At 42.0% G+C, this 14,605-nt stretch carries 13 protein-coding genes; 8 read left to right on the top strand and 5 right to left on the bottom strand.

Features of this window, described 5'->3' with window-relative positions:
* Positions 1-22 precede the first annotated feature (22 nt).
* The gene (locus tag NCCP133_RS03390; RefSeq protein WP_264803544.1) at positions 23-1,138 is read right to left on the bottom strand and encodes an aminopeptidase; all 1,116 of its coding nucleotides are present in this window, start codon (positions 1,136-1,138) and stop codon (positions 23-25) included.
* 309 nt (positions 1,139-1,447) lie between these two features.
* On the opposite strand from NCCP133_RS03390, the gene NCCP133_RS03385 reads away from it, so the two are divergent.
* The 3 genes from NCCP133_RS03385 to ytxJ all read left to right on the top strand — a co-directional run bounded on the left by NCCP133_RS03385 (position 1,448) and on the right by ytxJ (position 3,156).
* The gene (locus tag NCCP133_RS03385; RefSeq protein WP_264803543.1) at positions 1,448-1,933 is read left to right on the top strand and encodes a DUF948 domain-containing protein; all 486 of its coding nucleotides are present in this window, start codon (positions 1,448-1,450) and stop codon (positions 1,931-1,933) included.
* A 22-nt stretch (positions 1,934-1,955) separates the two neighbouring features.
* On the top strand, positions 1,956-2,474 hold the full coding sequence (locus NCCP133_RS03380; RefSeq protein ID WP_264803542.1) for a YtxH domain-containing protein: 519 nt from the start codon (positions 1,956-1,958) through the stop codon (positions 2,472-2,474).
* Positions 2,475-2,826: 352 nt separating this feature from the next.
* Positions 2,827-3,156, top strand: coding sequence for a bacillithiol system redox-active protein YtxJ (gene ytxJ / locus NCCP133_RS03375; protein WP_264803541.1), 330 nt, complete (start codon positions 2,827-2,829; stop codon positions 3,154-3,156).
* A 21-nt stretch (positions 3,157-3,177) separates the two neighbouring features.
* Here ytxJ and NCCP133_RS03370 read toward each other — a convergent pair whose 3' ends face one another.
* Complete coding sequence (locus tag NCCP133_RS03370; RefSeq protein ID WP_264803540.1) at positions 3,178-5,367, bottom strand: cell division protein FtsA; 2,190 nt, start codon at positions 5,365-5,367, stop codon at positions 3,178-3,180.
* Between the two features lie 263 nt (positions 5,368-5,630).
* On the opposite strand from NCCP133_RS03370, the gene NCCP133_RS03365 reads away from it, so the two are divergent.
* The 4 genes from NCCP133_RS03365 to motS all read left to right on the top strand — a co-directional run bounded on the left by NCCP133_RS03365 (position 5,631) and on the right by motS (position 9,686).
* The gene (locus NCCP133_RS03365; protein ID WP_264803539.1) at positions 5,631-6,707 is read left to right on the top strand and encodes a bifunctional 3-deoxy-7-phosphoheptulonate synthase/chorismate mutase; all 1,077 of its coding nucleotides are present in this window, start codon (positions 5,631-5,633) and stop codon (positions 6,705-6,707) included.
* A 238-nt stretch (positions 6,708-6,945) separates the two neighbouring features.
* Positions 6,946-7,944 carry a catabolite control protein A gene (gene ccpA, locus NCCP133_RS03360; RefSeq protein ID WP_264803538.1) on the top strand — a complete coding sequence of 333 codons (999 nt, stop codon included), beginning with the start codon at positions 6,946-6,948 and terminating at the stop codon, positions 7,942-7,944.
* A 187-nt stretch (positions 7,945-8,131) separates the two neighbouring features.
* On the top strand, positions 8,132-8,950 hold the full coding sequence (gene motP, locus NCCP133_RS03355) for a flagellar motor protein MotP (protein WP_264803537.1): 819 nt from the start codon (positions 8,132-8,134) through the stop codon (positions 8,948-8,950).
* Positions 8,940-9,686: a flagellar motor protein MotS gene (gene motS, locus NCCP133_RS03350; protein WP_264803536.1), complete on the top strand. Its 747-nt coding sequence runs from the start codon at positions 8,940-8,942 to the stop codon at positions 9,684-9,686. The genes motP and motS overlap by 11 nt, the downstream gene beginning before the upstream one ends.
* 162 nt (positions 9,687-9,848) lie before the next feature.
* On the opposite strand, the gene NCCP133_RS03345 is transcribed toward motS, so the two are convergent.
* From NCCP133_RS03345 to NCCP133_RS03335, 3 genes are all read right to left on the bottom strand, one after another.
* The gene (locus NCCP133_RS03345) at positions 9,849-11,021 is read right to left on the bottom strand and encodes an acetoin utilization protein AcuC (RefSeq protein WP_264803535.1); all 1,173 of its coding nucleotides are present in this window, start codon (positions 11,019-11,021) and stop codon (positions 9,849-9,851) included.
* Positions 11,018-11,665 (bottom strand): acetoin utilization AcuB family protein, encoded by a 648-nt coding sequence (locus NCCP133_RS03340; protein WP_264803534.1) that lies wholly within the window; start codon positions 11,663-11,665, stop codon positions 11,018-11,020. Before NCCP133_RS03340 ends, NCCP133_RS03345 begins: the two co-directional genes overlap by 4 nt.
* Before the next feature lie 97 nt (positions 11,666-11,762).
* Positions 11,763-12,395, bottom strand: a complete 633-nt coding sequence (locus tag NCCP133_RS03335; protein ID WP_264803533.1) for a GNAT family N-acetyltransferase — start codon at positions 12,393-12,395, stop codon at positions 11,763-11,765.
* Positions 12,396-12,620: 225 nt separating this feature from the next.
* Between NCCP133_RS03335 and acsA the strand changes: the two genes are divergently transcribed.
* Entirely contained in the window at positions 12,621-14,339 is a 1,719-nt protein-coding gene (gene acsA, locus NCCP133_RS03330; RefSeq protein WP_264803532.1) for an acetate--CoA ligase, read from the top strand.
* Positions 14,340-14,605: the final 266 nt, after the last annotated feature.

The following is a 14,605-nucleotide window of genomic DNA, read 5'->3' as shown; positions in this document are numbered from 1 at the left end:
ATTGGGCTGCATCCTTTTTTGCTTATTTCAAATTCTCCGGATTAAGTGCTTCTAGTTCAGGAATCACAAATCGGCCGTCTTTGCGGATTAATGCATCGTCAAAATAGATTTCTCCGCCGCCGTAGTCGGGGCGCTGGATGTTGACCATATCCCAATGAATGTTGGACTTATTCCCATTGTAAGCTTCATCATAGCATTGGCCAGGTGTGAAGTGGAAGCTGCCGTCAATTTTTTCATCGAATAGGATATCCTGCATGGGATGAAGAATATATGGATTAACTCCTATGGCAAATTCACCGATATAACGTGCCCCTTCATCCGTATCAAAAATCTTGTTAATGCGTTCGCTGTCATTTGCTTCTGCTTCAACAATTTTGCCGTCTTTGAATGTAAGCTTTACATTTTCGAAAGTAAAGCCATGGTATGGTGATGGCGTGTTATAGGTAATAACCCCACTAACCGAATCGCGCACTGGAGCTGTATAAACCTCTCCGTCAGGAATATTCATCTGTCCGGAACATTTGATGGCAGGAATATCTTGAATGGAGAAAGACAAATCTGTACCAGGACCGGTAATCCTGACCTTATCGGTTTTATTCATTAATTCCACAAGGTTGTCCATTGCTTTGTCCATTTTACCGTAGTCCAAATTACAGACATTAAAGTAGAAGTCTTCAAATGCTTCCGTGCTCATTTTAGCTAATTGCGCCATAGAAGAATTTGGATAGCGAAGTACAACCCATTTCGTTTTTGGTACACGGATTTGTCTATGAACTTTTTGGCCGATTGTTAAGCCGTGGATTTTCATTTTATCATCAGGCACATCGGCATGTTCGTTAATATTATCGCCTGATCGGAGACCTATGTATGCATCCATCTTAGACATTACATTTGCTTCAAAGTCAGCCATCATATTAAACTGTTCTTCTTGTGCACCTAAAAGCAAGGAACGGTCCACCAGATGGTCTTTCAACAAAACAAAAGGATATCCGCCAGCCTCATAGGCCTCCTTTACAAGTGCAGTTACCAATTCTCTTTGCAGCCCAAAATTTTCAATAAGGATTTTTTCGCCTTTTTGAAGCCGGACAGAATAATTGATCAGGTTTTTTGCCAGCGTTCCAATACGAGGATCTTTCATTTCCTATTCCCTCCTAAAAATATGTTTTAGACATCTATTATTGTACCCGAAATTTTAGATTTTGTTGATATATTTCCAAGTGTGCTAATATTTACTCTAAAAGAGAATTTAGGATTTTATCCCGTATTAATTGTCAATAAAAATCACGTTTGACTGAACAGGGGTTGAAGAAAACTCCCTTCACTGTTGGAAGTTTCATTTTATTGAAGGAAATTGGGCTGCGAAAATGGAATCTATTAATGTACGCCTGGTTTAGAGGCAGTGCAGCTGGGTAAAAAGTAAGTATACAGACAACTGGAGGTGTATGGATTGGAAATTATTTTATATTTGAGTGTAGCGGTCATTGCTATCGCATTCCTTGTTTTAGTCATTTACCTGGCTAAGACGTTAAAATCCCTGCAGGGAACATTGGATAACGTATCACATACACTAGCAGGCCTTGAAAAGCAATTAGACGGAGTAACAAAGGAAACGACTGTCCTGCTTCATAAGACTAATACACTGGCAACTGATATTCAGCAAAAGTCTGAAAACCTTAACAGTGTAGTAACAGCAGTAAAAGAAGTTGGGGACTCTGTCCGCAAGTTTAACGGATCGATTCAGAAAATCACATCTTCTGTAAACACACAGCTTGAACAGAATAAAGATAAAATCTCCCAAGTGGTACAGTGGAGCAACGTTCTTCTCGAAATTAAAGATAAGTGGAAAATGAGAAAAGAAAACCCTTATCAGTACAATGTCGATGAGAAAAAAATACTTCCGCCAGAACGCCAAAGAGAAAGAGCAAGATTCTAGAATTCGAGGAGGAAAATGGAGAATGAATAACCAGGACCGTAATCAGTTTGATGGAAACCAATCAAAATCAGAGGAAAATATCAATGCAAAAGATTTTATGATCGGGGCTTTAATTGGCGGTATGGTTGGCGCTGCCACTGCCCTGTTTCTTGCTCCTAAATCCGGCAAAGAGCTTCAAAACGATTTAAATGAGAAGGCATCTTTATTAAAAGTAAAGTCTGGCCAGTTCCGTGAAACAGCAATGACAAAAGGAACTGAGTTTGCAAATGTGGCAAAGGAAAAAACAAATGCAATAACACAAACCGTCTCAAAGCAGTCCAACGAACTCGTCAACAAAGTGAAAAGCATGAAGGAAGGGAAAAATGCGAATGAACAAGCTGCAAATGAATCGGCAGCAGGCGAACTGGAATCAGCTCCTGAAGCCATCAATGACAAGTCATTTCAGACAGAAGGCAATGCGCCAGTGAATGATGCCGAAATTCAAATGAAGCTTGAAGAAACGAAAAAGGCTTTTGACGAAACTGAGCAAAAGTATAATTAATCCATATTTGTTTTCAGAACGGTGAAGTGATACGATTACTTCACCGTAAATTTTTTTGATTAAACAGTTTCTCTTGGAAATTCGATAATTGGCTAGCTCCGGCACCTCCCCCCTTGAGGGCACAAGCATGCCCAGTTGCGGCTCCTAGGGACTCGGGTCATAAGCCATTTCCTTTCAGAAGGAACAACACCTTCTTACGGGAAGCGTCTTACGCCTGTCTCACTATGCAGTCGCCTTAACATTTCGAGCAATCTTCACTGAAAGGCAAAAAGCGCCTTCCTGTGAGGCTCGTCTTGTGCTAGTCAGGGGTGATCGAGGCACCTGCGCTTATCTATTTAAGGGAGGTAAGAAGGTGAAGAAATTCGATAGCAATGAAGCATTCGATCAAGCTGTAAAGTCAGGAGATCAGCTGCTGTTATTAAAGCACAGTTCAACATGCCCTGTCAGCGGCGCAGCTTATGGTGAATATGAAAGCTTTGTAAATGAACATAAAGAAGTGAATGCCACCTATTTGGTTGTTCAGGAGGATCGTCCTCTTTCTAATCATATTGCAGAGACTTTCCATATAAAACACGAATCACCCCAGGTTATATTGTTCAACAACGGAGATATAGCGTGGCACGCTTCTCATTGGAATATTACATACGACTCCTTGAAACAAGCTTTAGAGGAAAATAAATAAAACTTCCGGATTCCGGATGTTTTATTTATTTTCAGATGAAAGATCCATATTAGGAATTTTTTTATTTATTGCAGGCCAAACGATTTTTAAATCGTCTCCAGGCTCGATTGGTTCATAAAAAGTTGTTTTTTCTCCGTTTTTTAATAAGAGGAATGTTCCTGCTGAGTCTTTAGGCATGTCAATTTCCACAATGCCGAATAAATCCTGGAACATAAAAGGGCCAAGCTTTTTATGGGTAACAGTCAGTACATCGCCATCATAGATGGTATCAGTCTCAAATAAGGCTTTTCCTGCTCTATGAACTTCGGTAACGGTCCTAGAAAGCTCGATCCTTTTACCATTAAACATAACAGGGATTTTTTGAATTAGCATCAGCTGTTTTAATTCAGCGATTTCTATGAGAGTTGGTGCTTTTCTCCTTTCAATTATAAGATTGTCCCCGTGCTCTATCATGTTATGGGGTTTTATTTCAATGCCGTTTCGAAATATCTTCCCTGAAACACGGGGAAGAAAAGTCTCCTTTCCATTCATATTAATCCGAAAAGGCTTTAGCTCCTTCAAGAGGTCATTCAATCCTAAGGCGTGGAGAACTTCTGCAGCTGTTTCCGGTATTCTGCATCCAATCCGATCATGGTCACTTAGAATTTGATTTGTTGCTGCTGGCTTTTCATTGAAAGTAAGTTTAGCTTTAATGGGGTAGACCTTGTTATTAATGGTGATCGTTTTGGCAGGTATGTCATCAATTAAATCGCCCATTCTTACTTCTGCCGGCTGTCCATCCCTGCCTCTCTCCACGGTTATGACATCTCCTGATGCAACTTTTTCATCCAATGCACTTGGGCTTCCATTTTTTATGATTATGGGAGCTTCTCCGTGGCTTCCAGGGATTGTTATGTTTTGTCCATTTAACTGAACGATTATGGCTAGGCCGGGCTTGCCGTATAAATTTTTCATTTTGGTGCCGGAAGCAAGGAGGCAATCACCCACTGTCAGCTTTTTTACTTCAAAAAGGCGGACAGGCTGTTCATTCACATAGACGGTGCAATATTGCACAGGTGATTTCTTTGCTGCAATGGCAATGCCTATTGGTGTAACCAATTCGGGTCCCTTATCGATCGTGCGGGAGACTGTGAGTCCATTTATGGCTTCAATCCCCCGGATAGCAACCCTATTTTCCGGCAGGCTTAGCTTACTGGCGATTTTTTCAGGCAACTCTGGCGTTAAGCTTCCTCCGCCAACAAGCATAACCGCTTTTGGAGCTCTGTTATTCAGGTTCAAAATCTCATGGCAGATGGCATCTGCCAGCCGGTCTAATACAGGTGAGATTTGGGTAATCAATTCGTCTTTTCCAATCTCTGTTTCAAATCCAAGAATATCAGTTACTTTAATGCTATTATTGATTAGCAGATCTCTTTTGGCTTTTTCAGCTAATGGAAAATCCAAAAGCAGCTGATCGCTGATTGCCTCTGTCACTTCATCGCCAGCTATTGGCACCATCCCATATGCAATAACAGTGCCCATATCTGTAATGGCAATATCGGAGGTGCCGGCTCCAACATCTACAAGAGCCACATTTAATCGCCTCATGGATGGCGGAATAAGCACATTAATTGCTGCTATGGGCTCAAGGGTTAGTGCTTCCATCTCCAGTTTTGCTCTTTGGAGAGCAGAAATGAGTGATTCCACTACAACCTTCGGCAAAAAGGTAGCGATAATTTCCACTGAAGCTTCGTCACCCTGCTGATCAATCAGATTTCCGATTTCTTCTCCATCCAGGCGATAATAAAGGACTGAATAACCTACACAATAATAATAATAGCTTTTTTCAAGCTCATGTTTGTCGGCAACCATTGCCTGTGCCTGCTGAACAGCGCTGAGTTCAAGATGGAGAATATCTTCTTTTTGCATCATCGGTTTACCCTTGAAATTTATGGAAGCCTTTGCCCTTTCTGTCTTTAGCGCTCTTCCTGCAGCAGCTACGCAAACCTTTTTTAAAGGACCATGCTTTATTTCAAGCTCATCCTTTATTTCTGTTATAATTTTAGAAACAGCTAAAACATCATGGATCTGGCCGTCAAGCATCGCCCTTTCAGTATGCTCCTTTACGACAATGTCTTCAGCATGATACTGGCCCTTATGTTCTTCGAGAATTATTCCAACGACAGAACGCGTACCGATATCCAGTGCAAAGAGCTTTTTTTGTTTATCCAAAGCAATACACCTTCTTTATTTTTAGTCAAAAAATGGCGTTAAAATGCTTTATTACTTAAAAGCGTTTAATTAATAAAGATTTTTTTCGTGACATGTTTGAATAATTCATATATAATAACCCTAATTATAAAAAATGTATCACAAATCCAGATGCCGTAAAAGAGAAAGAATGGAAATGTTTAACTTGGCGAATGATAAACTATATTCGCTCATGTTTCTTATCAGACGGCTCTAAATTAAGATTTGAAAGGAAGGGACAGGAAATGAGCAATAATGAGCTAGATAAACTGCGAGATCGAGTAGATGAGCTGAATCTGCAGCTGCTATCCTTAATCAACGAAAGAGCAGAACTTGTTCAAGAAATCGGAAGAGTAAAGGAAACACAAGGGGTTTATCGTTATGATCCTGTCCGTGAACGCAAAATGCTGGACTTGATTAAAGAACATAATGACGGTCCATTTGAAAACTCAACAATTGAGCATATGTTCAAAGAGATTTTCAAAGCAGGCCTAGAACTGCAAAAAGACGATCATAGAAAAGCGCTTCTTGTATCCAGAAAGAAGAAGCCTGAGAATACAATTGTTGACCTTAAAGGAGAAAAAGTGGGAGATGGCAACCCTCATCTGGTATTTGGCCCATGTGCGGTTGAGTCTTATGAACAGGTGGCGACAGTTGCCGAGGCTGTTAAAGCAAAAGGCCTTAAGCTGCTTCGTGGCGGAGCATATAAGCCTAGAACATCTCCATATGATTTCCAGGGTCTTGGTCTTGAAGGACTGAAAATTTTAAAAAGAGTGGCAGACGAATATGATTTGGCGGTAATCTCTGAAATTGTAAGCCCAAATGATATTGAAACAGCTGTTGATTATATTGATGTGATTCAAATCGGTGCACGGAATATGCAAAACTTTGAACTTTTAAAAGCAGCTGGTGCTGTGAACAAGCCAGTACTTTTAAAACGGGGCATTGCAGCAACAATCGAAGAATTCATCAATGCAGCCGAGTACATCATGTCTCAGGGCAATGGCCAAATCATCCTGTGCGAGCGCGGAATCCGCACATACGAGCGTGCAACAAGAAACACGCTGGATATCTCTGCAGTGCCAATCCTGAAACAGGAAACACATTTGCCTGTTCTCGTTGATGTAACACATTCAACAGGACGCAGAGACCTGCTCCTGCCTGCTGCTAAGGCTGCACTAGCTATTGGAGCAGACGGCGTAATGGCAGAAGTGCATCCGGATCCAGCTGTTGCTCTCTCAGATTCAGCCCAGCAAATGGATTTAAATCAGTTTGATCATTTTATGGCTGAGCTTCAGTCCTCTGCTTTACTAAGAGTATAAATTAATTAACATAAGCCTTCTGCTCATTAGCAGAAGGCTTGTATTTTTTGAAAAAAGATTTTTTCAAAAAATACAAGCCTTGAGATTGCGGCAATTCCTGGACTGTCGTATGATTGTATACATAATTGAACAGGTGTATCCAATCACAAAACAGGATAAAAAATGAGTAGGTTATCTAGTGTTGCTGTAAAATAGAAAGTAATAGAAGTGACCGCTAGATGAAGAAGGAGTGACTAAAATGAACATAACAATATATGATGTAGCAAGGGAAGCGAATGTTTCTATGGCAACGGTTTCTCGTGTTGTAAATGGAAATCCGAATGTAAAACCCGCAACAAGAAAAAAAGTAATGGAAGTAATCGATCGGCTTGGATACCGCCCGAACGCTGTAGCGCGCGGACTTGCCAGTAAAAGGACGACAACTGTCGGAGTGATTATTCCTGATATCTCAAGCACCTTTTTTGCTGAGCTGGCAAGGGGAATTGAAGACATTGCGACAATGTATAAATATAATATCATTTTGAGCAACTCTGACCAAAATGTGGAGAAAGAGCTGCACCTTCTTAATACCATGCTTGGAAAGCAGGTCGACGGGATTGTTTTCATGGGCGGCAATATTACATCAGAGCATGTTGAGGAATTTGAAAAGTCACCGGTTCCAATTGTTCTGGCAGGTTCCATTGAGGAGTCAGGCAAAATTCCATCTGTAAATATTGATTACGAACAGGCAGCATTCGATGTGACCGAATCATTTATTGAAAAAGGCCACAAAGAAGTTGCACTAGTTGTGGGGCCGTTGCGTGAGCCAATCAATAAAGAAAAGAAGCTTGCTGGCTATAAGCGTGCATTGGTTGAAGCTGAGGTTTCATATCGCGAAGGATTAGTTGTAGAAGGAGATTATACGTACGATTCAGGAATGGAGGCTTTTGAAAAGCTATTGGAAGCGAATCCGCGCCCGTCAGCCATTTTTGCAGGATCCGATGAAATGGCGCTTGGCATTGTCCATGGAGCCGAGGATAAAGGCTATAAAATTCCGGAAGACTTTGAAGTCATCAGCTCCGATAATACGCGCCTGGCATTGATGGTCCGCCCTCAGCTGACTTCTGTCGTGCAGCCATTATACGACATCGGAGCCGTTGCCATGCGCTTGCTTACCAAATTAATGAACAAAGAATCCGTAGATGAACATATTGTAGTGCTTCCCCACCGAATTGAAGAACGAGACTCAACAAAATAATAAAAATGCCGATATAATAGAAAAGTGGAGGCGCCATGCGCTGCAGCTAGACTAAGGGCAGAAAAAAACGCCTTGCTAACATAATGGAAAGGCGTTTCTTTCTGCCATTTCATTACTTTATCAGCATTCTTGCCGGGCTATATATAACAGAAGTCTTGGCAAATGCGTTTGATCAGGGAGAGAGAAAATGAGGAAGTTTGATTTTTTAACACCAGTGGGGCTGCTGATTGGTTTGGCAATGCTGATCTTTGGAATTATGTCAAACGGGGGAACGAAGGGTTTCTTTTCATTTATTGATTTATCTTCAATGCTGATTGTTCTTGGAGGGCTAATAGCAGGTTTGCTTGTAAGTTTTCCGTTGAAAGATATAAAGCATATGCCCACTGTCATTAAGCAAGTTTTCTCCAGTGATGAACAAAGCATTGGCAGGCTGATCGGGATATTCGTAAATCTCTCAGACCGCGCCCGCAGAGAAGGTCTTTTATCGCTTGAAGCTGAAGTGGAAAAAGTAGATGATGCTTTTATTCGGAAAGGCATTTACCTTGCGGTGGATGGAATTGAGCCAGATGTCATAACTGATATTATGAATGCAGAAATTACAGCCATGGAAGAAAGGCATCGAAAAGGCAGAAGCATTTTTGAAAGAGCAGGGGAGTATGCGCCGGCCTGGGGGATGATCGGAACGCTTATCGGGCTTGTCTTAATGCTGAAAAACCTGAATGATCCTGCCTCTCTTGGCCCTAATATGGCAATTGCGCTTCTTACCACATTATATGGCTCGCTGCTGGCTAATCTGGTGTTCTTGCCAATGGCTGCCAAGCTGGCTTTAAAGACTGAGAAAGAAATATTCTATAAAGAGATTAGTATCGAAGGGGTTATCGGAGTTCAATCAGGCCAGAATCCTAAAATCCTAGAAGAAAAACTAAGTGCTTTCTTGTCGTCAGAAGAACGGAGAGAAATGGAAGAATCTCTTGCTTCGGGGGAGGCTTTGGATTATGAAGCGTAGGAGAAGGCCTCCTGAGCCTGCTAAGGGTGCTCCCCGGTGGATGGTTACTTTCTCAGATCTTGTCACACTGATTTTAGTCTTTTTTATCTTGCTCTTTTCGATGTCGCAAATTGATATGTTTAAGTTTAAAGCCATTTCTGAATCATTTCGGGATCGGCAGCTGCTCGATTTTTATCCCTCCATTATTCCGAATGAACATCCAACCGATATGGAACAAAATGATCAAAATACAGAAGAAGAAGGCAGTGAGCAGGGCGACTCTCTTGATCAGCTTTTAATCGAAATTCAGGCATTTTTAGATCAAAATGGTCTTGAGGATGTAATTGTTGCAAACAGGACGGAACGTGGAGTGGTTCTTGTTCTGCAAGAACAGGTGCTTTTCGAATCGGGGGAGGCCAGCCTCATAGAAGGCTCTTATCCATTTTTGGACAAGGTGGGAACTGTCTTATCAAGTATGCCAAACCTGGTTAAGGTAGAAGGCCATACAGATAATCGCCCCATTACAACTTACAGATATCCATCAAATTGGGAACTGTCTGCGGCGAGAGCCAGTACTGTAATCAGGTACTTAACAGAAAATCATAAACTTGAAAGCCGCCGGTTTATTGCTGTTGGCTACGGAGAGACAAGGCCGGCAGTTCCTAATTCCGGACCGGAAAATTGGGAAAAAAACCGCCGGGTTGAAATCATTATTTCAGATCCGAAATATGATGAGGAAAGTTTAATCAATCATTAGTTTTTGGCCTGGCTTTTGCCAGGCCTCTCTTTATTTGGAGGAAAGGAAGTGTATTGGCCGGTAAATTTGATAAACAGGAAAATAAATGTTGGTTTTTAGCCTGTGAAATGGAAAAAGCTGATATCCCTTTCAAAATAAGAGCGGGTTCTATCAGCTTTTTAATTACATAGATTCTGTCATTTTCCTATTTCGGATAGGATAAAGGGCTTTGTCCACTGTTTGGGCATTTTTTTCAGTAATTTCATTTTTACGCGGAATCGGGGGGTAAAGATCCTCCGGGTCGTCCCACCGAAGGGGAAGGGGCACCGGAGCATCCTCCTTCCAGTTGTTCACCCATTCCAAAGGAAGTTCGCCATAAGAATTTGGGTTTTCAGTCATTTCCAGCCAAATCATAGCCCAGGCACGGGGAACGACACGCCAAATGTCGTAGCCGCCGCCGCCGACCGCAATCCACTTACCATCACAATATTCATGTGCAATTTCATGTGCTAGCTTAGGAACTTCTCTGTATATCTTCATGGTCGAAGACAAATGTGTAAGCGGATCAAGATAATGGGAGTCCGCACCATTTTGAGTGAGGATCACATCTGGCTTAAAGAACTCAGCAACCTCCCGGAAAGCTGTCCGATAAGCATAGAGCCAGGATTCGTCTTCTGTAAAAGCATCTACTGGGATGTTGAATGAGAATCCATACCCCTTTCCTTGCCCGCGTTCGTTGACATTGCCTGTACCCGGGAACAAATATCGTCCCGTTTCATGGATGGATAAAGTGCAGACATCCGGGTCATCATAGAACGACCATTGAACCCCGTCTCCATGATGTGCATCCGTGTCGACATAGAGCACCTTTGCTTTGTATGTTTCCTGAATATACTTAATGGCTACCGAACTATCATTGTAGATGCAAAATCCTGATGCTTTTCCGCGGAAACCATGATGAAGACCTCCGCCAATGTGAAGGGCATGCTTAGCACGGCCGCTCATGACAGCATCAACAGCAGTCAGGGTCCCTCCGACTAAAAGAGAGCTCGCTTCATGCATATTTGGAAAAATCGGCGTATCCTCTGTTCCAAGCCCATAATTTTCTCCTATATCCTCAGGAAGCTGTTCACGGCCTGCAAGCTTTACAGCGTTCACATAATTTGGATCATGAATCAAATGAAGCTCCTCTTCGGAAGCAGGGCGAGGCGGAATGATTTGATGATCCTCAATGGCCTGCATATTTTTAAGTAAATCAAGTGTCAGTTTAAGCCTTAACTGGTTAAAGGGATGATTTTTGCCGAATTTGTAATTCAGCAGATCTTCCGTATATACAAAAATGGAATCATGTGTCATAGAGAAATCCCCGGCTGATTAGGCCATAGTACTTCATGGCCTGCGTTTTGCAAATCTTCAATAACAAGTGTGGGATTCATGGTTTGCACTCTTAGTACAAGTATTTTGAATTTCTCATCCTTTTTATCCGGATAAACAAGGACACTTTGAATGTTTGCTTTTCTTTTGCAGATCACTTCCGCAATTTCAAAGAGCATACCAGTTTTATTTGGCACTTTCACTTCAATTTGGGAACCTGGCTGATGTGCTCCTGTCAATTGGACCAGCGTATGGAGCAAGTCAGTTTCTGTTACGATTCCAACAAGTTTATTATCTTTTAAAATGGGAAGGCAGCCGATGCGCTGCTCATAAAAGATTGCGGCAATTTCTTCCGCAAAGTCCAGAGGATGCCCTGTAATGATTTCTGTCTTCATAATGGTATCCAGCGGCCTTTGAAGATCATCCTTAAATAATTCAGTATGGAAAATAGAAGGAGTGGCATCCCGGATATCCCTGTCCGTGACCAGTCCAATTAGCTTGTTGTCATTGTCAGTTATGGGCAAATGACGCACTTTCTTTGCATTCATTACTTTTATGGCGTCTGCAATACTGTCGTCCTTTGACAATGCTGTGACATCTGTTTTCATAATTTCTTCAACAATCACTTATAGTGCCCCCTTTATGGATATAAATGGAGTCACGCGAATCTTGAAAGCGTGAATGAAGCGTATGTAGTAGATTGATGCAAACTTTTATTATTTGTTAATACATAAAACGGTTCATAAAGCGCAGACGGTCAAATTGCTGGACTGATTCCTGGTCTATCCTTTTTCCGATTCTTGCCATCAGGCAGTTTGCCGGATGGGAACTGATTTCCGGGTCATCTGTGGCATACCATCCCAGGCCCCCGGCATTCATCATTTTTTCCATAACTTTCCGATACTCCCATACATTCAGTCCGGTTCCTTTTAGATCCCAATGCCAGTAATATTCTGTTGTAATGACGATATAATCTTCCATTGCATCATCCATCATGGAAACTTTTAAAAGATTTTTTCCGGTTCCCGATCCGCGAAAGGCAGGGATGACTTCAATGGCACCCAATTCTATCAAATTATCCATTTTGCCTTCTGACCAGCGCTCAAGCGGGTCGGGATAGAGATAGGTGACATAGCCGACAATCGTATGCCGGTCTCTGGCTATTATAATCCTACCCTCAGGCAATCCTGCAATTTCAACCAGTGCTTTATGCTGCTGTGCCGGAGGCCTGAAAGCGACCAGATCTTTATGAAACTCATAATCAGCTAGCTTTTCAGGGGAGATTGGCCCTTCGATTATTAAATTTCCATTAGCTGTTTTTAACTCTTTAGCATTGTACGTTTTTCTGTGTTCCATTTATTCACCGCCTAAAAGACATGATCAATGTAATTTCTATTATACATAAAAACTATTAATTTAAAGCGCTTTCACATAATTTTCTGGTTAAATTGAAAAAACTTTGTGACAATTGTTCAAAAGATGCATATAAATTATTTTTTAACAGCAATATTTTAAAAATTGAGAAAAGACACTATTTATACTATAATATTATCAAATCATAAAAAAGGGGGAAATGAATAGATGAAAGTGGAAGCGCTACCAGTGACGCAAGGGGAGTTTAATCTAAAAAGATACGATGAACTATATGGAAATTTCAATTGGGCAGACGCGGAAAAAGAGTTTTCCTGGAAAGAGACAGGCAGGATGAATATGGCCTATGAGGCGATCGATCGCCATGCTGAATCCTTCAGAAAGAATAAGGTTGCCCTGTACTATCGTGACGGGCAAAGAAATGAGAAATATACTTTTAAAGAAATGAAGGAGCTTTCCAATAAAGCAGGAAATGCCTTAAAAACCTACGGTGATGTAGAAAAGGGAGACAGGGTATTTATCTTTATGCCTCGTTCACCTGAACTTTATTTCGCTGTTTTGGGTGCCGTCAAACTAGGGGCGATTGTAGGGCCGCTATTTGAAGCTTTTATGGAAGGGGCGGTTCGAGACAGGCTTGAGGATAGTGGAGCGAAAGTTCTAATTACTACACCAGAACTTCTGGAACGTGTTCCTGTTGACCAGCTTCCGGCTCTAAAGCATGTTTTCCTTGTAGGCGATCATGTTGAGGAAACTGGCCCTTATGTTGATTTTAATAAAAGGATGGCTGAGTCTAGCCGAAAGCTTTCAATCGAGTGGGTTGAAGGAACAGATGGATTAATTTTGCATTATACTTCCGGTTCCACAGGGAAGCCAAAGGGTGTGCTGCATGTACATAATGCAATGATCCAGCACTACCAGACAGCTAAGTGGGTATTGGATCTGAAGGAAGAAGATGTATACTGGTGCACTGCTGACCCGGGCTGGGTAACGGGTACTTCATATGGAATTTTCGGCCCGTGGCTTACTGGGACGTCCAATCTCATTGTTGGGGGCCGGTTCAATCCTGAAACTTGGTATAAGATGCTTGAGGAGTATGGCGTAACGGTTTGGTACAGTGCTCCTACCGCTTTTCGCATGCTGATGGGTGCAGGCGATGAAGTTGTGAAGAAATTTGACTTAAGCTGCCTTCGCCATATCTTAAGTGTTGGTGAACCGTTAAATCCAGAGGTAATCAGATGGGGCATGAAGGTGTTCAATCTGCGAATCCATGATACTTGGTGGATGACAGAAACAGGTGCGCAGCTGATCTGCAACTATCCTTGCATGGAAATTAAGCCTGGCTCAATGGGCAAGCCGATTCCTGGTGTTAAAGCAGCGATTGTTGATGATCAGGGGAATGAGCTGCCTCCGAACCGCATGGGCAATCTAGCCATTAAGAAAGGCTGGCCTTCCATGATGCATGCCATTTGGAATAACGAGCAAAAATATGAATCTTACTTTATGCCAGGGGGCTGGTATGTAACAGGGGATTCTGCTTATATGGATGAAGAGGGCTACTTCTGGTTCCAGGGACGTGTAGATGATGTGATCATGACATCAGGCGAACGTGTCGGCCCATTCGAAGTAGAAAGCAAACTGATCGAACACCCTGCCGTTGCAGAAGCAGGGGTTATCGGAAAGCCTGATCCTGTCCGAGGTGAAATTATTAAAGCATTTGTTGCATTAAGAGATGGCCATGAGCCTACAGAGGAATTAGTGGAAGAGATCCGCCAATTTGTAAAGAAAGGCCTTGCAGCACATGCAGCACCTCGTGAAATTGAGTTCCGTGACAAGCTTCCGAAAACTCGAAGCGGTAAAATCATGCGCCGTGTGCTTAAAGCCTGGGAGTTGGATCTTCCAACAGGCGACCTGTCAACAATGGAAGATTAATAGAGGAAGAGGACTGCTCAATGGGAGCGGTTCTCTTTTTTTTTGGATTCGCAGCAGGGGGGAACATTCTGGGATATTTGTGAACTTAGCGAATAAAAGTAAAAACTAGCGAACAAAGCAGTGAATTTAGCAAACAAATCCTATAAACTAGCAAACAAACCTATAAACTAGCGAACAAATCCTAAATTTAGCAAACAACAATATAAATTAGCGAACAAATTTTATGAACCGGCTAATTAGAAGGGAAATCGATACTCGTTCATAAC

The sequence above is a fragment of the Cytobacillus sp. NCCP-133 genome (assembly GCF_026011715.1).
Classification (GTDB): Bacteria; Bacillota; Bacilli; order Bacillales; family Cytobacillaceae; genus Cytobacillus.
The sequence above is the reverse complement of the archived record's forward strand: the minus strand, read 5'-3'. Positions and strand labels throughout refer to the sequence as shown.

What these genes read in the sequence shown, in the direction of transcription:
- motS (WP_264803536.1), top strand. Translation starts at nt 8,940, where the DNA reads ATGAAGCGTAGGAGAAGGCCTCCTGAGCCTGCTAAGGGTGCTCCCCGG.
- motP (WP_264803537.1), top strand. Translation starts at nt 8,132, where the DNA reads ATGAGGAAGTTTGATTTTTTAACACCAGTGGGGCTGCTGATTGGTTTG.
- NCCP133_RS03345 (WP_264803535.1), bottom strand. Translation starts at nt 11,021, where the DNA reads ATGACACATGATTCCATTTTTGTATATACGGAAGATCTGCTGAATTAC.
- NCCP133_RS03365 (WP_264803539.1), top strand. Translation starts at nt 5,631, where the DNA reads ATGAGCAATAATGAGCTAGATAAACTGCGAGATCGAGTAGATGAGCTG.
- NCCP133_RS03390 (WP_264803544.1), bottom strand. Translation starts at nt 1,138, where the DNA reads ATGAAAGATCCTCGTATTGGAACGCTGGCAAAAAACCTGATCAATTAT.
- ccpA (WP_264803538.1), top strand. Translation starts at nt 6,946, where the DNA reads ATGAACATAACAATATATGATGTAGCAAGGGAAGCGAATGTTTCTATG.
- NCCP133_RS03380 (WP_264803542.1), top strand. Translation starts at nt 1,956, where the DNA reads ATGAATAACCAGGACCGTAATCAGTTTGATGGAAACCAATCAAAATCA.
- acsA (WP_264803532.1), top strand. Translation starts at nt 12,621, where the DNA reads ATGAAAGTGGAAGCGCTACCAGTGACGCAAGGGGAGTTTAATCTAAAA.
- NCCP133_RS03335 (WP_264803533.1), bottom strand. Translation starts at nt 12,395, where the DNA reads ATGGAACACAGAAAAACGTACAATGCTAAAGAGTTAAAAACAGCTAAT.